Source organism: Paraburkholderia sp. RL17-373-BIF-A (assembly GCF_046030175.1).
GTDB lineage: Bacteria > Pseudomonadota > Gammaproteobacteria > Burkholderiales > Burkholderiaceae > Paraburkholderia.
Genome location: NZ_JARESO010000015.1, coordinates 53,743 through 72,868 on the forward strand (window position 1 = coordinate 53,743; position 19,126 = coordinate 72,868).

Genomic DNA, 19,126 nt, shown 5'->3' on the forward strand with positions numbered 1-19,126 from the left:
TCAGTTGCTGCTGGCGCTGTCGCCGGGTGCGTAATGCATGACAGGCGCGACTTGCTGGTTGTCCGCGGCGAGACTGGCTTGCATGTTCTGCGTGATTGGATCGGAGGCCGCTGCCGGGTCTGCTGCGAGCGTTGAGGATGCGTTGAGGATTGGCGTTGCGGGCGCTGCCGCCGCATTCGGCGCGGCGTCGTTGTTCGCAGCGGCCGGCGTTGTCGATGCTGCCGACGGCGCGGAATCATCCGCACCGCAACCGCTCAACGCTAAAGTTGCAAGTGCAACCAAAACGGCACTCGCGAGGCGTTTGTTTTGTCCCATGTCTACATCCGGTTTCGTGAAAGCGGATGCAGTGTCTAATCCTTTCAAGAAATAATTGTGAAACGTTTGCGAGTGGTAAAACTTGCGTTGATAAGTCGGTTTTTCGAAAGAAAGTGGAAAGTGATAAGTAGGAGAATGGTCACCGCGGCGCCTTATGCCTGACATTCAGGCGCGCTGAAAAATGGACGGCTTTGCTCAACCGATAAGTTCATGACACACATCGAACAACCCTTCGACATCACGCGCCTCGAAGACGAATGGCTGGAAGCGGACGGCTTCGGCGGTTTCGCGTCGGGCACGGTGGGCACGCTGCGCACGCGCCGCTATCACGCGCTGCTGCTCACCGCGACGCGCGCGCCAGGCGGGCGCGTGGTGCTGGTCAACGGCGTGGAGGCGTGGCTCGAAGCGAACGGCGAGCGTTATCCATTGAGCATGCAGCGGTACGTGCTCGACTTGATCTATCCGGACCTGACAGCGAGTCTTGCCGCGTTCGATACGAAGCCATGGCCAACGTGGCGTTTTCAGATCGCTGCGCAACTAGTGGTGACCGCTGATGTGTTCGTCAGCAAGACGACGCGCGAAACTGTTTTGCGCTGGCGCCTGGACGGTGGTGCTGGAGTCGCTTCTCAAGCGAGCACGCTGACATTGAAAGTCAGGCCGCTGCTGTCGGGCCGCGACTATCATGCGCTGCACCATGGAAACGCCGCGTTCAACTTCGACGCGCAGACGAGCGACGACCAGGCCAGCGTAAATTGGCAACCCTACGGCGACCTGCCGGTAATCCACGCCGCGACGAATGGCGTCTACACGCACGCGCCCGATTGGTATCGCAACTTCTGCTACGTTCGCGAGCGGGAACGCGGCCTCGACTTCAGCGAGGATCTCGCCACGCCCGGCGTGTTCAGCTTCAATCTCGCCGATGGCGAAGCGGTGATGATTCTCAGCGCTTCAGGCGCCACGAGCGGAACGCAACCGGCGAACGCAAAAGCGCCAGCCATCCACGCAGCAGAACTCGCACGCATCGAACAACAACGCCGCGACGCGCTCGGCTCACGCCTGCAGCGCTCCGCCGACGCCTACGTCGTGACGCGCAACGAAGGCCGCACGATCCTCGCGGGCTTTCCGTGGTTCACCGACTGGGGCCGCGACACCTTCATCGCGATGCGTGGCTTGCTGATCGCATCGGGCCGGCTCGACGACGCCGAAGCGATCCTGCTTGAATGGTCGAGTACGTTGTCAGAAGGCATGCTGCCGAATCGCTTCCCCGACTATGGCGACACGCCGGAATACAACTCCGTCGACGCATCGTTGTGGTTCATCGTCGCCGTCCACGACTATCTGGCGACGCATCACGCGAGCGCTGCAACGCAGCAGCGGCTGCAGCAGGCCAGCGAATCCATCCTCACGGGCTACACGAAAGGCACGCGCTTCAACATCCAGGCGTCAGCCGACGATGGCCTGCTGAGCGCCGGCGTACCCGGCGTGCAACTCACGTGGATGGATGCGAAAGTCGGCGACTGGGTGGTGACGCCGCGCATCGGCAAGCCGGTCGAGGTGCAAGCACTTTGGATCAACGCATTGCGCATTGCAGCAACGTGGAATCCGCAGTGGCAGCCGGCCGCTGAGCGAGCGTTGCAAGCGTTTCATGAACGCTTCGTCGATCCGTCCACGCAAGCGCTTTTCGACAACGTGGACGTCGACCACGTCAAAGGCGCGATAGATCGCGCGATCCGGCCCAACCAGATCTTTGCCGTAGGCGGCCTGCCGTTTTCATTGCTGGAGGGCGCACCGGCGCGCGCGGTGCTCGATCAGGTGGAAGCACAGTTGCTCACGCCGCTGGGACTGCGGACGCTCGCGCCGTCCGATCCTGCCTATCGCGGACACTACAACGGGTCTCCACTCGAGCGCGATGGCGCCTATCATCAAGGAACCGTGTGGCCGTGGCTGCTCGGCCCGTTCGTCGAAGCGTGGCTGCGAGTCCACGGCGGCGCGGCGGATGCCCGTATGCAGGCGAAAACGCGTTTTCTCGACCCGCTCTACGCGCATCTCGACCACGCCGGTCTCGACCATCTCTCCGAAATCGCCGACGGCGATGCGCCGCACGCACTCGCCGGCACGCCGTTTCAGGCGTGGTCGCTGGGAGAGTTGCTGCGCATTGAACACCTGCTTGCCGGGTTGGCGACCGCGGGTGCCTAAACCGCGCTACGATGTGTGTCCCACCGCCAAGCCCGATGCAAGGATGTAGTCATGCCACCGCTGCGCGCTGCCAATCTGCTCGCCACCATTGAAGGTTCACGGCTGCATTCGGCCGACTGTGCGCGTTGGCAGCGCTGGGGGCCGTATCTCAGCGAGCGTCAATGGGGCACCGTGCGCGAGGATTACAGCCCGGACGGCACCGCCTGGGACTATTTTCCGCACGACCATGCGCGCAGCCGCGCGTATCGCTGGGGTGAGGACGGCATTGCCGGTTTCGGCGACGACAAGCTGAGCTGGTGCGTTTCGCTCGCGCTATGGAACCGCAAGGACGCGATCCTGAAGGAGCGTCTGTTCGGCGTCACGAATGCGCAGGGCAATCATGGCGAGGACGTGAAGGAACTGTACTTCTACGTCGACGGCACGCCGACGCATTCGTACATGCGCATGCTCTACAAGTATCCGCAAGCCGCCTTTCCGTACGACGACCTCGTTCAGGAAAACGGGCGCCGTGGCGGCGACATGCCGGAGTACGAAATTCTCGACACGGGCGTGTTCGACGATTTGCGCTACTTCGACGTGCAGGTGGAATACGCCAAACACGCGCCGGACGACATTCTCATGCGCGTGACCATCGAGAATCGCGGCGATCAGGCGGCCTCGCTGGATGTGCTGCCGCAAATCTGGGCGCGCAATTCATGGTCGTGGAAGGAGAGCAAGGACAAGCCCTCGCTCGTCGCCGGCACGGACCACAATGGCGAGGTGCATGTGGTCGGGCATCAGCATGGCCATGAGCCGATTGTCGTTACCGCCTGGTCGAAAGACGCACCGCAGCTGACGTGGCTCTTCTGCGAGAACGATACCAACGTCAAGCGCCTCTTCAACATGGACGGCGCGGGCCCGTTCAAAGACGGCTTCAACGATTACCTCGTGCACGGCGATGAACAGGCGATTCGCCGCGACGCGGGCACCAAGGCCGGCGCGCATGCGGCGATCGAGCTCGAACCATATGGACGCGCCGTGGTGTACATGCGCTGGCGTCCGCAGTCGAGTCCTGACGACGTGCAGCTCGATGCCGACGCGATCTTCGCGCACCGCATCGCCGAGGCTGACGAATTTTATGGCGCGCTGCAACACGAGATCACCGACCCCGATGCGCGGCTCGTGCAGCGCCAGGCACTCGCCGGCATGCTGTGGTCGAAGCAGTACTACCAATACGACGTGCAGCGCTGGCTCGACGGCGATCCGCTTCAGCCGACCCCGCCCGCCGGCCGCAAACGCGGCCGCAATATGGACTGGCGGCATCTGTGCAATGCGGACATCGTGTCGATGCCCGATAAGTGGGAATACCCGTGGTACGCGTCGTGGGACCTGGCGTTTCATGCGGCCGCATTCGCGCTGATCGACCCGGCGTTCGCGAAACGGCAGTTGCTACTGCTGGTAAAGGACCGCTATCAGCATCCGAACGGTCAGATCCCCGCCTATGAATGGGCGCTCGGCGACGCCAATCCGCCTGTGCATGCGTGGGCCGCGTGGCGCGTGTATGAAATCGACCGCGCGCTCACCGGCAAGGCGGATCGCGATTTTCTGGAACTCGTGTTCCATAAGCTGTTGCTCAATTTCACATGGTGGGTGAACCGCAAAGACGCCGACGGCCACAATATTTTCCAGGGCGGTTTTCTCGGGCTAGATAACGTCGGGATCTTCGACCGCTCGTCGCCGCTGCCGACCGGCGGCCACATCGATCAGTCCGACGGTACAGCGTGGATGGCCGCGTACGCGCTCGACCTGATGCGTATCGCGCTGGAACTCGCGTACGCTAATCATGTGTTCGTCGACATCGGCGTGAAGTTCTTCGAGCACTTTCTGTATATCGCCGAGGCCGTGAGTTGCGACGACGGCTGCGAAACGGGCCTGTGGGACAACGAGGACGAGTTCTTCTACGACAAGCTGCACCTGCCGGACGGCAGCAGCATTCCTATGCGGTTGCGCTCGATCGTGGGTCTGATTCCGCTATTTGCGGTGCACGTGCTCGAAGAGCGTCTGCATGGCGGCTTGCCGTGTTTGCGCGAACGGCTTGTCTGGTTCCTCGAACATCGTCCCGATCTGGCGAAGCTGGTTTCGCGCTGGAACGAGCCGGGCAAGGGCAATGCGCTGCTGCTCTCGCTATTGCGCGGGCATCGCATGAAAGCGTTGTTGCGCCGCGCGCTCGACGAAAGCGAATTTCTTTCCGATCATGGCGTGCGGGCACTGTCGCGGTACCACCGCGATCATCCGTTCGTGTTCAATCACAACGGCGACAGTTTTACCGTGAAGTATTTGCCGGCCGAATCCGATACGCGTGTGTTCGGCGGCAATTCGAACTGGCGCGGTCCGGTGTGGATGCCGGTGAACTATCTGTTGATCGAGTCGCTATACGAATTTCACCGCTATTACGGTGAGGATTTCAAAGTCGAGTATCCGACCGGCTCGGGCGAGAAGTTCTCGCTGAGCCACATCGCCGACGAACTGGCGCGCCGCTGCACTACGCTGTTTCTTAAGAACAAGGACGGCGAGCGTCCGGTCATGGGCGCTTATCCGCTGTTGCAGGCCGACCCGCGTTCGCGCGATCTGATCCTGTTCCATGAGTATTTCCATGGCGATAGCGGACGCGGCGTGGGCGCTTCGCATCAGACCGGCTGGACCGGGCTGGTCGCGTTGCTGTTGCAGCCGCGCGCGATGAGCGCGTCGGGCAATGTGCCGCTGGCGGGTGAACCGGATCAGGCGCCGATTCCGACTTCACCTTCGGCGCAGGCCACAGCGCCTGCGCGCCCGGCGGAGCCCGCGTCAGTCCCAGAGCCGGCGCACGCATCGGCGAAGTAGTGCGCGGCGGCGCAAGCGAGTGAGGTTGCACAAGCCATACAACGTCGCATAGTGAACAGGTTGCGTGGCTGTTTTTGAACTGTGTGGGTTCAAGCGTGGTCTTTCATGTACCACCACGTCCGTTCCATTGGTTTCCAAAAGTGAATCCCATGTCGACTACATCGAATACCCCAGCAGCCGATCGCCCGGCCGCCAGTCAACAACCGAGCTGCAAAGTCAGCGCGAGCCCGCAGGAAGCGCCGGCCTCGCCGCCCGGCAAGCGGCCCGCGCCGCCGTGTACGCTGGTGATCTTCGGTGCCGGCGGCGACCTGACCAAGCGGCTTCTGATGCCGGCGATGTACAACCTCGCGGTGGATGGCCTGCTCGACGACGGCATGAAAATCATCGGCGTGAATCATGGCGAGCGCGAGACTAGCGTGTGGCGCGAAGATCTGCACAAGTCGCTCGAACAGTTTGCCGCCGACAAAGCCAGCACTTTCCACGCCGGCAAGCTCGACGACAAGGCGTGGGACTGGGTCGCGCAACGCCTCGAATACATGCCCGGCGAATTCGAAACCGACGATGTCTTCACGAAGCTCAAGCAAAAGCTCGAGCAGACGCCCGGCGCCAACGTGATCTTCTATCTCGCGGTCAGCGCGCGCTTTTTCAAACCGATCGTCGAGCATCTCGGCAAAGCCGGTCTACTGAAAGAGGGCGACAGCGGCGGCGGTTTCCGCCGCATCGTGATCGAGAAACCGTTCGGCACCGATCTCGCCTCGGCGCGCGATCTGAACGCGCATATCCTGTCGTACGCGAAAGAGACGCAGGTGTATCGCATCGATCACTTTCTCGGTAAGGACACCGTGCAGAGCATTCTCGCAGTGCGCTTCGCCAACGCGCTGTTCGAACCGATGTGGCGGCGCGAATATATCGACAGCGTGCAGATCACAGCGGCGGAAACCATCGGCGTGGAAGGGCGCGGCAAGTTCTACGAACAGACCGGCGCGTTCCGCGACATGCTGCCGAACCATCTGTTCCAGCTGCTCGGCATGGTCGCCATGGAGCCGCCCAATTCGTTCGACGCCGAAGCCGTGCGCGACAAGAAGGCCGAAATCTCCGACGCGATCAAGCCGCTGACGCCGGACGATGTCGTGTTCGGTCAATACGAAAAGGGTCCGGCCGGTGTCGGCTATCGCGAGGAACCGGACGTCGCGCCGGACAGCACGACGGAAACGTACGCCGCGGCGCGCGTGTTCGTCGAGAACTGGCGCTGGGCCGGGGTGCCGTTCTATCTGCGCACCGGCAAACGGTTGGCCGCGCGTCGCACGGAAATCTCGGTGCAACTGAAGCCGGTGCCGTTCCGCCTGTTCCGCGACACACCCGTCGATGCGCTCACGCCGAACGTGCTGACCTTGCGCATCGATCCGGCTCACGGCACGAGCTTCGACTTCAACGTGAAAACGCCGGGGCCGGTCATGCAGATCGGCGCGGTGCAGTCGTCGTTCGACTATGGCGACTTCTTCGCGGAACGCGCCAACGTCGGCTATGAGACGTTGCTCTACGACTGCATGCTCGGCGACGAGACGCTGTTCCAGCGCGCCGACAGCATCGAAACGAGCTGGTGCGCGGTGGACGACGTGCTGCATCCGAAATCCGGCGGCGCGATGCCGGTGCATGGTTATGCGGCCGGCAGCGAAGGCCCCGCGGAAGCAGACGCGCTATTGGCGCGCGACGGTCACGCATGGCGGCCGTTGAAAAGGGATGCTGTGCAGAAGAAGTAATTCAACGAGTCGCACCAACACAATCGGGGGACACCGTGGTGACACGCAAGACGACACCTAAGACGGCAGGCAAGACGGCTAGCAAGACGACCCGCAAGGCACCAGGCAAGACGCCAAGCAGGACGACACGCAAGACGGCAAGTAAGACGAAAGTGACCACCAGCACCGAGCGGATTCTGGCAATCGACGTCGGCGGTACCGGCTTGAAAGCCGCGATCATCGACGCCGACGGCAAGATGAAAACCGAGCGCCTGCGGGTGGCGACGCCACATCCGTGCACGCCGGATCAACTCGTCGACGCGCTGGCGAAGCTAGTTGCGCCGCTCGTCGAACAGGAGCCGCCTACGCTGATGTCGATTGGCTTTCCGGGCGTGGTGCGCAACAGCCGCATCCTGACCGCGCCGCACTTCGGCGTGGAAGGCTGGCACGACATTCCGCTCGCCGATTCGCTGGCGCAGCGCTTGGGCGGCTTGCCGGTGCGCATGATCAACGACGCCGAGATGCAGGGCTTCGCCGCGATAGAAGGCCACGGCCTCGAATTCGTGCTGACGCTCGGCACGGGCGCAGGCACGGCGATGTTTCGCGACGGCGAGCTGATGCCCCATCTGGAGCTCGCGCATCATCCGGTCAGCAAGAAGGGCGTGGCGTACGACGAATACATCGGCGACGCGGCACGTGAAAAAGCCGGGAATAAACGGTGGAACCGGCGCGTTCAGAAGGTGATCGGGATTCTGGACGCGCTGGTGAACTACGACAAATTGTGGATCGGCGGCGGCAACGCGGCGCGCCTCACGATCGATCTGCCAGCGAACACGGCCACCGTTTCGAACGATGCGGGTATCGAAGGCGGCGCGCGTTTATGGCATCCGAGGTCCGTGCGTGAGACGCGGCAATTGCCGGAAGCGAATGAGCGGACGGGCCGCTTCAAGTGAGGTTGGACCACCACTGAACCCTAGCCGGAGTAACAAACGATGATTCGCAGCAGTCGCTTCAGCGTCGCACGACGCCTGTTATCGGTCGGCGTGTCTGCCGCGCTGGCGCTTGCCGCGGTGCATGCCCGAGCGGCAGAAGTCTTCGTGGTGACGTCACCGGGTTTGGCCGACGGCGGCACGCTGGATTCGAGCCACGCGGCGAGCGCGAACAATTGCGGCGGCGGCAATGTGTCACCGGCTCTGCAATGGCGGAATGCGCCAGCCGGCACGAAGAGTTATGCGGTGACCCTGTTCGATCCCGACGGCGGAAAGGGTCTGGGAATCGTGCACTGGGTGCTATATGGCGTCGCGCCCTCGACGACCTCGCTCGGCGCGGGCGGCAGCCAGCCGCCCGGCAGCGTCGCCGGCACGAATCGGACGGGCGGCACGGGATATTACGGACCATGCCCGCCGGTGGGGGACAACCCGCATCACTACGTCGCGCAAGTCTATGCGCTCGATCTGCCGCCGGATGCGCTGCCGCCCGGTTTGACGCGGGACGCGTTGTTCGCCGCAATCAAGGACCACGTGATTGCGGCGACGAGCACGGTGCTGCGTTACGGGCGATGAACGCGGCGGCCGTTGCGACAGACGACTACGCTTATCGCGCCGCGTCACCCCAACGGTATTCAATGCTGGCTTCATCGAGCTGCGTCTTGATCTGCTCATCGAGCACGAGCTCGGACGCAGCGAGCGTGTCGCTCAATTGCTCGGCGCGGCTCGCGCCGATAATCGCCGACGTGACGAGCGGATTCGCCAGCACCCAGGCGAGCGAAACGCGCGTCAGCGATTCGCCGGTCGGCGCCACGATCGCTTTCAATTGCTCGATCGTCTCGAACTCGCGCTTGTGCCAATACCGTTGCTGATACATCGCGCCGGCCTTGCCGACGGTCTCGGTGAAACGGCCGGACGTCGGCGCGGCATCCAGTTGGTGCTTGCCTGTGAGCAGGCCGCCCGCGAGCGGGTTGTACGGCATCACGGCCAATTGCTCCTCGGCCGCGAGCGGCAACAGTTCGCGCTCGATCTGGCGGAACAACAAGTTATAACGAGGTTGCACGGAGACGAAGCGCGCCGCGCGCAACACATCGGCGCGGCCCAAGGCGCGCGCCAGCCGGTAAGCGAGAAAGTTCGACACGCCGATATAGCGCGCCTTGCCTGATCGCACGATCACGTCCAGCGCCTCGAGCGTTTCGTCGAGCGGCGTATTCGCGTCGTCGGAGTGGAGCTGGTAGAGGTCCACGTAATCCGTGCCGAGACGTTGCAACGAGGCGTCGATTGCATTCAGCAGATGTTTGCGCGACGCGCCTTGGTCCCACGCCGATGGTCCCATCTTGCCCACCGCTTTCGTCGCCAGAATGAAGTGCTCGCGCTTGCCCTTCAGCCAGCGCCCGACGATCTCCTCCGTGCGGCCGGCAATGTTCTCGCCGCCACCGAGCGGATACACATTCGCCGTGTCGATGAAGTTCACGCCGGCATCCGCCGCCGTATCGAGAATGCGATGGGAAACATCTTCTTCGGTCTGCAAGCCAAAGGTCATCGTGCCGAGACACAGGCGTGACACGGTCAGGCCGGTGCGGCCGAATTTGCGGTATTGCATGGTCAACTCCGGGAATGAACGGAACAGTTCGATAGGCAGTGTTGCAAAAAGGATAAACGGAGTCGGGATTTAGTGCCGGCAGCGGGCACTGGCAGACGTTATTAAATTGAAAGCTTTCCGGCAGCGTCTTTTTTACTTTCGAGCTCAAAAGCCTTTCGTTTCAACATATAAGACATTACAGAAATGTAATATATAGGCCTGGCAAAGGCCCGAAAAATTACAAATGCCATACATCCGTAAAAAATAGAAACAATTCTGTTGCTAGGGGTAAGGCGTGTCGCGATTGATGCGGTTTTATGCGTGTGGAATGATAGCGATTCTCATTTAACCAATAGCCAGCCATCCCGTCGTTTGTGCCTTGCGCACGAGACCGGCAGCCAGCCAATTGCGACTTTGTCATCGATTCCATCTCAGGTATGCGAATCCGGCAAGCGCATCTCCGACGGGAATTCCCATGTTCAACCACACGCCGCTTGCGACCGCGTTAGCGTTAGCTTTTGCCGTTCCCTTTGCGACTCCGGCGGTCGCGCAGACTGCTCCGCAAACCACTTCGCAGCCACCGGCCGCGAATGCAAATGCGACGACGACGACCACCGCGACCGACAGCGGCACCTTGCCGACCATCGGCGTGGCGGCGCAGGCTGAACAACAGGACTTCCAGGCGGAGCGTTCGACGGTGGGTGCAAAGACGCCCACGGCGCTGCGCGATATTCCGCAGACCGTCACCGTCATCAACAAGGCCGTGCTGCAATCGCAAGGCGCCACTTCGTTCCAGGACGCGCTGCGCAATGCGCCGGGCGTGACGATCGGCGCGGCTGAAGGCGGCCAGATCGGCAACAACATCAACCTGCGCGGCTTCACCGCGCAGAACGACATCTATCTGGACGGCTTCCGCGATCGTAACCAGTACTATCGCGACACGTTCGACCTCGACGAAATCGAAGTGCTGTACGGTCCGTCGTCGATGCTGTTCGGCCGCGGCTCGACGGGCGGCGTGATCAACCAGGTCAGCAAGAAGGCGAACCTGCATGACTCGGCCGAAGTCACGGGCATGATCGGCACCGACGACAAATATCGCAGCACTGTCGACGTGAACCATAAGCTGACGGATACCTCGGCGATTCGCCTGAACGCGTTCGGCCAAAGCCTCGGTTCGACGCGCGACGAGATGAAGAACAAGGACTACGGCATCGCGCCGGAAGTGCGCTTCGGGATCGGCACGCCGACCGAAGTGACGATCTCCGCGCTGATCCAGCACAACTACGACATGCCGGACTACGGCGTGCAGGCGTTGAACGGCCGCCCGTCGCCGGTGCCTAAGAACACGTTCTACGGCCTGACGACCGACCGCACGATCCAGGACGTGCAGACCGTCACTGCCGCGATCAAGCACAAGTTCTCGGACAACCTGATCCTGACGAACCAGACGCAGTTCTCGCACTCGATGACCGACGCGCGCGAAACCGCGCCGCAAGCGGTATTGACGGGCCCGCTCGCTACCAGCCCCGCGTTGAGCAACGGCAATTTCACGACGCTCTCGCCGTCGCAACTGTTCATCAAGTTGCAAAGCCACGACCGTGTGATCCAGAACCACTCGCTGTACAACGACACGATGCTCCAATACAAGTTCGTCACTGGCCCGATCAAGCACGACCTGATCGCCGGTGTCGATCTCGGTCACGACAGCTATTCGAACCAGGCGTACACCCGTAACAACTTGCCGGTCGTGACGATGGTGAACCCGGCGTATCTGTCCAACCCGGCCGGTGTGACCACCACGGTCGGCAACTACGCCGATTCCGGCGCGAACGAAATTGGCGCGTACGTGAACGACACCGTGTCGATCGGCCAGCAGTGGAAGGTGGTCGGCGGTTTGCGCTGGGATCGCTTCCAGGCGCAGATCCACAACTCGATCAGCCTGCCGAGCTATGCGACGCAGACCAACTTCTTCACCAGCGTGCGCGCCGGTGTGATCTATCAGCCGACCGACTGGCAGTCGTACTACGTGTCGTACGGCACGTCGTTCAATCCCTCGCTCGAAGCGCTGACGGTGACCAACCTCACGCAGAACCTTGCGCCCGAGTCGACCAAGTCGTACGAAGTCGGCGGCAAATGGGATCTGCTCGGCGGCAATCTCTCGGTGACGTCGTCATTCTTCCGCGAAGAAAAGACCAACGCGCGCACGCAGGTCTCGCCGACCGAATACGAACTCGACGGCGACATCCGCGTCGACGGTTTCCAGGCGGGCGTGACGGGCCACATTACCGACAAGTGGCAAGTGTTCGGCGGCTACACCTACATGGACGCCATCATCCTGAAGGCGCGCGACGGTACGCAAGGGCACGTGCCGGCCAACACGCCGCGCAACACGCTGATGTTCTGGACCACCTACGCGCTCACGCCGCACTGGGAAATCGGCGGCGGTCCGACCTATATGTCGCCGCGCTACGCATCGAATACGAACTACGTGCAAGTGCCGGGCTACACGCGCTGGGATGCGACCGCTGCGTACCACGCGAAGAAATACGACATCCGCCTGAACCTGCTGAACTTGACCAACAAGTACTACTACGACGCGCTGATTCCGTCGGACGGCGGCCGTTCCGTGCCGGGTATCGGACGTACCTTGCTGGCGACGTTCGACTACCGCTTTTGATATGCGTTGAACGGATGCGTTAGGCTTGCCGTTTTCGAACACGGTAAGCCGACGCAAAGGAAACACCATGTTGCTGCACATTCCGAATGTACTGAGTGCCGAGCAGTTGCGGCTCGTGCGCGAACGGCTCGATCAGGCGGGCGACGCCTGGGTCGACGGCCGCGCGACCGCCGGCTATCAGGGCGCGCCGGTCAAGCGTAATCAGCAGATCGCCGAGCACACGCCGATTGCGCGCGAACTCGGCGACGTGATTCTCGCGTCGATCGAGCGCAACCCGCTGTTCATCAGCGCGGTGTTGCCGAACCAGGTGTATCCGCCGCTGTTCAATCGTTACGAAGGCGGCATGCAGTTCGGGAGTCACGTCGACGGTGCCGTGCGCGTGCTGCCCAACGGCGTGAAGCTGCGCACCGACGTCTCGGTGACGCTGTTCATTTCCGACCCCGCCGACTACGACGGCGGCGAGCTCGTAATCGAAGACACGTACGGCGTGCAGCAGGTCAAACTGCCGGCCGGCGACATGATCGTCTATCCGGCGACGAGTTTGCACCAGGTCACGCCGGTCACGCGCGGCGCGCGGATCGCGAGTTTCTTCTGGGTGCAAAGTCTCGTGCGCAGCGATACGCAGCGCGCGATGCTGTTCGACATGGACACGGCGATTCAACGGCTGAACGCCACCAACGCCGACGATACCGCGCGCCGCAGCCTCGTCGGCATCTATCACAATCTGTTGCGGACCTGGAGCGAGACGTGAGCGTACCCGAGGCAATCGACATTCAATCGCCCGTGGGCATCGACCATGCCACGCGTGAGCCGCGGCGGCTGGATGACGACGAATTGAAAGCGCGGCAGCAGCGCTCGCGCCGCGCCACCTTCGTCAAATGGCTGCGCAAGGTGCATGGCTGGGTTGGCTTGTGGGGTGCGGCGCTGGGTCTGTTGTTCGGCACCACGGGGTTCCTGCTAAACCATCGCGGCGGCCCGCTCAAAGTATCGACCGGCGAGCCGCAAGTGGCGGTGTTGCAGGTGCCGTTGCCGCAACCCGCGCCGGAGTCGCCGCGCGAGTTGGGCAAATGGCTCAAGCACGAACTGAAACTGACGGGCATGCCAGGACGCGTTCAGAAAGAGCCGGCACATCCGGTGGCCTGGGGCGAGCGCAGCGTCGTTCAGCCGGAGCACTGGCAGCTCAACTTCGCTTCGCCGCATGAGAACACGTCCGCCGAGTACTGGGTGGGCAACGGCTATGTGACGGTCAAGCGCAGCGAGAACACGTTTCTCGCGATGATGACGAACCTGCACAAGGGCGTCGGTCTGAGCGTCGGCTGGGTGCTGCTGATCGATACGCTCGCAGGCAGCATCATTTTGCTGTCGCTCACCGGCGTTCTGCTCTGGACGGAGTTGAACAAACGCAAGACCATCGGCGCGGTGTTGGTGCTGGGATCGATCGTCGCCGCGGTGTGTGTGGGCTTGTTGTAAAGACGCTGCGGGCATTGCGTGAGCGAGAAAAACCGGTCGCATGCGGAAGGCATTGCGATCGGGAAATTTGCCTGTCCCAAGGCGCTGCATCAAGGTACGTTTTACCTGCATTTCCGTTTCATTTCGCGGTGTCCCGTCGACCCCGCCCAATCCTCTGCTTAACGTGCAGTCCCACGCCGCGAAAAGCCCGCTGTGCCGGGCTTTTGCGCCTCGTCTCATCTTCCTCCGGCATACCGCTACGTGCGAGAATCGCGCTACATCAATTGCGTGGTGATCGTTAGCCATCCGTCGTATCAGGCACCGCTTTTGCAATAGCGGTCCGCACGAATATGACCCGCCGCGTCGAGGAGATCGCGTTGAAACAGCCGGACCGCTTCATGTCGGATGCACCGCCCGCCGGCCTGGCCGCCCCGTCCTTTCTTGCCGGCGGCGGCGAGCTGGGCGCGCTGATCCGCGCCTACGACTGGACGCAAACGGCGCTCGGCGCGCCCGATACCTGGCCGCAAGGTCTGAAGATCGCGATCCGCATCATGCTCACGTCGCGTCAACCGATCTGGATCGGCTGGGGCGACGAGTTGCTCTATTTCTACAACGACCCGTACAAATCGATCATCGGCGGCAAGCATCCGGTCGCGCTCGGTCAACCGACTCACGTGGTGTGGCGAGAAATCTGGACCGACATCGAGCCGCTTCTGGCTACCGCGCTGGCGGGCGCCGAGGGCATCTTCGTCGAACAGAAGCTGTTGATCATGGAGCGCAACGGCTTTCCCGAGGAGACGTATTACACCTTCTCGTACAGCCCCATTCCCGGCGAGAACGGCGAACCCGGCGGCATCATCTGCGCCAACAGCGACGACACCATGCAGGTGGTCGGCGAACGGCAACTGGCGCTGCTGAAGGAACTGGCGGCGGTCAGTCCGGACGGCCGCGACTGGCGCGAGGCGTGCGAACTCAGCGCGCGCGCGTTGCAGTCGAATCCGCAAGACCTGCCCTTCGCTTTGCTATACGCAGCCGAATCCGGCAGCGACACGGTCACGCTGGTCGGGGCGTGCGGCATCGAGCCGGGCCATCCGGCCGCACCGCAGACAATGCGTGTTGGCGATTCGCTCTGGCCGGTCGCCGACGCGCTCAAGATCCAGGCGCCGCAACTGGTGCGTGACTTGACGCAGCGCTTCGGCACCGCGTTGCCGAGCGGCCCGTGGCATCTCGCGCCGGAGCAGGCGGTCATCCTGCCGGTGTCGCCCGGCAGCGAGTCGACGCAGACGGTGGTTCTAATCGCCGGCCTGAACCCTTGCCGCATTTTTGACGACGCCTATCGCAGCTTCCTGAACCTGGCCGCCGGCCAGATCGGCGCGGCGATCGGCTACGCGCAGGCGTATCAGGAAGAGCGGCGGCGCGCGGAAGCGCTGGCCGAAATCGACCGCGCGAAAACCACGTTCTTCTCCAACATCAGCCACGAATTCCGCACGCCGTTGACGCTGATGCTCGGCCCGCTCGAAGAACTGCTCGCCAAGCCGCAGCAGGCCGCGAGCGGTGACAGCGCACAGACGGGCAGTGATATCGACGACCGCGCGCTGATCGAGATCACGCATCGCAACGGCTTGCGTCTGTTGAAGCTCGTCAACGCACTGCTGGATTTCTCGCGGATCGAGGCGGGCCGCATCGAGATTCACACGGAACCCACCGACATCGCCTCCTTCACGGCCGAGCTCGCATCGCTGTTCCAGTCCGCGATCGAGGCGGCCGGCCTGCGTCTCGAAGTGGAGATTCCGGCCACGCCCGTGGTCGTGCAACTCGACCGCGAGATGTGGGAAAAGGTCGTGATGAACCTGCTGTCGAACGCATACAAGTTCACGTTCCTCGGCACGATCCGCGTCGTGGTTCGCGCTGACGAAGGCGGTGGCGTCGAGGTCAGTGTGACCGATAGCGGTATCGGCATTGCGGAAGAAGAAGTGCCGCGCCTCTTCGAGCGCTTTCATCGCGTGGCGGGCGCACCCGGTCGCTCCGTCGAAGGCAGCGGCATCGGGCTCGCCATGGTGCAGGAACTGGTGAAGCTGCACGGCGGCACGGTGCGGGTCGACAGTGTGCTCGGCGAAGGCGCGTGCTTTACCGTATCGCTGCCGCGCGGCACCGTGCTGTCCCAGCCCGAGGATGCGATCGTGCATGCCGCCATGAGCAAGCACGCGCGCACCTATGTCGATGCCGCGTTGCGCTGGAGTCCGGAGAACGAAATTCTCGCCGACGCGTCGATCGGCGCAACGCCGGCCGGCGAGGTATCGCCCGAGGCTGCGCCGGTCGCCGCCGCGCGGCTGCTGGTCGTCGACGACAATGCGGACTTGCGCGAGTACATGAGCCGCATCTTGCGAGCGGCGGGCCACGACGTGCGGCTCGCCACCGACGGCCAGGCCGCGCTGGAAGCCGCGCGCGCGGAACCGCCCGATCTGGTGCTCTCCGACGTGATGATGCCGCGCCTCGACGGCTTTGGCCTGCTACGCGCACTGCGCGCCGATCCGGACTTGCGCGACACGCCGGTGCTGATCCTGTCCGCGCGTGCGGGAGAGGAAGCGCGCGTCGACGGCATCGAGCATGGCGCGGACGACTATCTGACCAAGCCGTTCTCTGCGCGCGAACTGCTGGCTCGCGTATCGGGCAACCTGCAACTCGCGCGCTTGCGCCGCGAGACGGAGATGAAGCTGCGCGAGGAATCGCGCACGCTGGAGATTCTCAATCGCGTCGGCTCGACCGTGGCGGCTGAACTCGATCTGAACCGCGCGGTGCAGATCGTGACCGACGCGGCCACCGAACTGACCGGCGCGGCATTCGGCTCGTTCTTCTACAACGTGCTCGACCAGAAGGGCGGCAGCTACATGCTGTACACGCTGTCCGGCGTGCCGAAGGAAGCGTTCGAACGATTTCCTATGCCGCGCAACACGGCGGTGTTCGCGCCCACGTTCCAGGGCGAAGGCATCGTCCGCGTCGACGACATCACGCAGGATCCGCGCTATGGCCACAACGCGCCGCATCGCGGCATGCCGGAGGGCCATCTGAAGGTGCGCAGCTATCTGGCCGCGCCGGTGCAGTCGCGCAGCGGCGAAGTGGTCGGCGGCTTGTTCTTCGGCCACCCGGAGCCCGGCGTGTTCACCGAGCGTGCCGAGCGGATCGTGGCCGGCATCGCCGCGCAGGCGGCGATTGCCATCGACAACGCGCGCTTGTATCAGGCGGCGCAAACCGAAATCGCCGAGCGCACCAAGGCGCAAAGCGCGTTGCGCGATCTGAACGAAACGTTGGAGCGCCGCGTGATCGAGACGGTGGCGGACCGCGACCGTCTGTGGGAGTTGAGCGAGGATCTGCTGGTGGTGGCCGATATCGAAGGCCGCTTGCAGCGTGTGAGTCCTTCGTGGAGCACGGCGCTCGGTCATAACGTGCATTGGCTGATGTCGCGTTCGTATGTCGATCTGGTTCATCCGGATGACGTAGAGACTGTCCGCACGCATCTGGCCGAATTGCGCAGAACGGGCGTGCCGGTGCGTTATGAAAACCGTTTCAAGCGGATCGACGGCACATGGCGCTGGGTCGCGTGGACGCTCGCGCTCGATCCCGACTCGGCGCGCATTCACGGCGTAGGCCGCGACGTCACCGCCGACAAGGAAACCACCGAGGCGCTGCGGCACGCCGAAGAAGCGCTCCGGATGGCGCAGAAAATGGAAGCGATCGGCAAGCTCACGGGCGGCGTCGCACACGACTTCAACAACCTGCTGCAAGTGATCGGCGGCAATCTGCAATTGCTGGCGAAAGACGTGGCCGGTTCGGAGAAACCCGAGCAGCGCGTGCGCAATGCGCTGGCGGGCGTGGCGCGCGGCGCGAACCTCGCCTCGCAACTACTCGCGTTCGGGCGGCGTCAGCCGCTCGCGCCGAAGGTCGTCAATCTCGGCCGCTTCGTGCGCGGCCTCGACGACATGCTCAGGCGCGCGCTCGGTGACGGCGTCGAAATCGAAACGATCGTGTCGGGCGGCTTGTGGAATACGCTGGTCGATCCGTTCCAGGTCGAGAACGCGCTGCTGAATCTGGCGATCAACGCGCGCGACGCCATGAACGGCCACGGCAAGCTCACGATCGAAGCCGGCAACGCCGCGCTCGATGACGCCTACGCCAAGCGCAACGCAGACGTTACGCCGGGCCAGTACGTGATGCTGGCGGTCACCGACACGGGCTCCGGCATGCCGCCGGAAGTGCGCGAGCGCGTGTTCGAGCCGTTCTTCACGACCAAGCCCGAAGGTCAGGGCACGGGCCTCGGCCTGAGCATGGTGTATGGCTTCGTCAAGCAATCCGGCGGCCATGTGAAGATCTATAGCGAGGAAGGCCACGGCACGACGATCCGCATTTATCTGCCGCGAGTGCGCCAGGAAGAAGACCTCGAAACGAACATCGACGCCGGTCCTGCCAAGGGCGGCACGGAAACCATTCTGGCGGTCGAGGACGACGAAGAAGTACGCACGACCGTGGTCGAAATGCTCTCCGATCTCGGCTACCGCGTACTGAAGGCGAAAGACGCGCAAAGCGCGCTGGCAATCATCGAAAGCGGCGTGCCGATCGACATGCTGTTTACCGATGTGGTGATGCCCGGTCCGCTGCGCAGCACCGAACTCGCCCGCAAGGCGCGCGAACGGTTGCCGGCAATCGCGGTGCTGTTCACGTCAGGCTATACGGACAACGCGATCGTGCATTCGGGGCGGCTCGATGAAGGCATCGAATTGCTCAGCAAGCCCTACACGCACGAAGCGTTGGCGCGCAAAGTCCGCTATGTGCTGCAAGCGCAGAATCCGCAGGCCGCGGAAATTGCCGAGGCCGAGCAGCATCTTCTCGAGATCGATCCGCCCGTAATGCCGGACAGCGCCGATAGTTTCGTCGCTCAGACGCGGCTGCGGATTCTGCTGGTTGAAGACGACGAGCTGATTCGCGTGAGCACCGCCGAATTGTTGCGCACGTTCGACTTCGACATTCTGGAAGCCGAAGGCGAGCATGACGCCAAGCAGCTTCTCAGCGAGCACGCGATCAGCGTGATGTTGACTGACGTGGGGCTGGCGGGCAAGTCGGGCATCGACCTGGCGCTCGATGTGTGCCGCGAGCGCCCCGATCTGCGCGTGATCTTTCTGACCGGCTACGACCTCGTGCTGACGCCGGAGCAGCGCGCGGTCTTGCCGCACGCGATCCTGTTGCGCAAGCCCTACGATCCGCTCGATCTCATCGATGCACTGAAAACGCCGCTGCGCTAAAACCGCTGCGCACGGCCGGCGTTGCCGGC

General features: G+C 63.1%; 11 protein-coding genes. 9 read left to right on the forward strand and 2 right to left on the reverse strand.

Features of this window, described 5'->3' with window-relative positions; all coding sequences use genetic code 11:
• Positions 1–480 carry a hypothetical protein gene (locus P0D80_RS19880; RefSeq protein ID WP_408286191.1) on the reverse strand — a complete coding sequence of 160 codons (480 nt, stop codon included), beginning with the start codon at positions 478–480 and terminating at the stop codon, positions 1–3.
• Positions 481–525: 45 nt separating this feature from the next.
• Between P0D80_RS19880 and P0D80_RS19885 the strand changes: the two genes are divergently transcribed.
• The 5 genes from P0D80_RS19885 to P0D80_RS19905 all read left to right on the forward strand — a co-directional run bounded on the left by P0D80_RS19885 (position 526) and on the right by P0D80_RS19905 (position 8,671).
• Positions 526–2,511: an amylo-alpha-1,6-glucosidase gene (locus P0D80_RS19885; RefSeq protein ID WP_408286192.1), complete on the forward strand. Its 1,986-nt coding sequence runs from the start codon at positions 526–528 to the stop codon at positions 2,509–2,511.
• Positions 2,512–2,562: 51 nt separating this feature from the next.
• Complete coding sequence (locus P0D80_RS19890) at positions 2,563–5,370, forward strand: MGH1-like glycoside hydrolase domain-containing protein (RefSeq protein WP_408286194.1); 2,808 nt, start codon at positions 2,563–2,565, stop codon at positions 5,368–5,370.
• A 149-nt stretch (positions 5,371–5,519) separates the two neighbouring features.
• Positions 5,520–7,130: a glucose-6-phosphate dehydrogenase gene (zwf, locus tag P0D80_RS19895; RefSeq protein WP_408286195.1), complete on the forward strand. Its 1,611-nt coding sequence runs from the start codon at positions 5,520–5,522 to the stop codon at positions 7,128–7,130.
• 152 nt (positions 7,131–7,282) lie between these two features.
• On the forward strand, positions 7,283–8,062 hold the full coding sequence (locus tag P0D80_RS19900) for an ROK family protein (RefSeq protein ID WP_408286196.1): 780 nt from the start codon (positions 7,283–7,285) through the stop codon (positions 8,060–8,062).
• A gap of 39 nt (positions 8,063–8,101) precedes the next feature.
• Entirely contained in the window at positions 8,102–8,671 is a 570-nt protein-coding gene (locus P0D80_RS19905; RefSeq protein WP_408177440.1) for a YbhB/YbcL family Raf kinase inhibitor-like protein, read from the forward strand.
• A 31-nt stretch (positions 8,672–8,702) separates the two neighbouring features.
• On the opposite strand, the gene P0D80_RS19910 is transcribed toward P0D80_RS19905, so the two are convergent.
• Complete coding sequence (locus P0D80_RS19910) at positions 8,703–9,698, reverse strand: aldo/keto reductase (RefSeq protein ID WP_132379186.1); 996 nt, start codon at positions 9,696–9,698, stop codon at positions 8,703–8,705.
• Between the two features lie 454 nt (positions 9,699–10,152).
• Between P0D80_RS19910 and P0D80_RS19915 the strand changes: the two genes are divergently transcribed.
• From P0D80_RS19915 to P0D80_RS19930, 4 genes are all read left to right on the forward strand, one after another.
• On the forward strand, positions 10,153–12,354 hold the full coding sequence (locus tag P0D80_RS19915; protein ID WP_408177439.1) for a TonB-dependent receptor: 2,202 nt from the start codon (positions 10,153–10,155) through the stop codon (positions 12,352–12,354).
• Positions 12,355–12,421: 67 nt separating this feature from the next.
• On the forward strand, positions 12,422–13,105 hold the full coding sequence (locus P0D80_RS19920) for a Fe2+-dependent dioxygenase (protein WP_408177438.1): 684 nt from the start codon (positions 12,422–12,424) through the stop codon (positions 13,103–13,105).
• Complete coding sequence (locus P0D80_RS19925) at positions 13,102–13,824, forward strand: PepSY-associated TM helix domain-containing protein (RefSeq protein WP_408286198.1); 723 nt, start codon at positions 13,102–13,104, stop codon at positions 13,822–13,824. Before P0D80_RS19920 ends, P0D80_RS19925 begins: the two co-directional genes overlap by 4 nt.
• Positions 13,825–14,153: 329 nt before the next feature.
• On the forward strand, positions 14,154–19,097 hold the full coding sequence (locus P0D80_RS19930; protein WP_408286200.1) for a response regulator: 4,944 nt from the start codon (positions 14,154–14,156) through the stop codon (positions 19,095–19,097).
• The last annotated feature ends 29 nt before the right edge of the window (positions 19,098–19,126 follow it).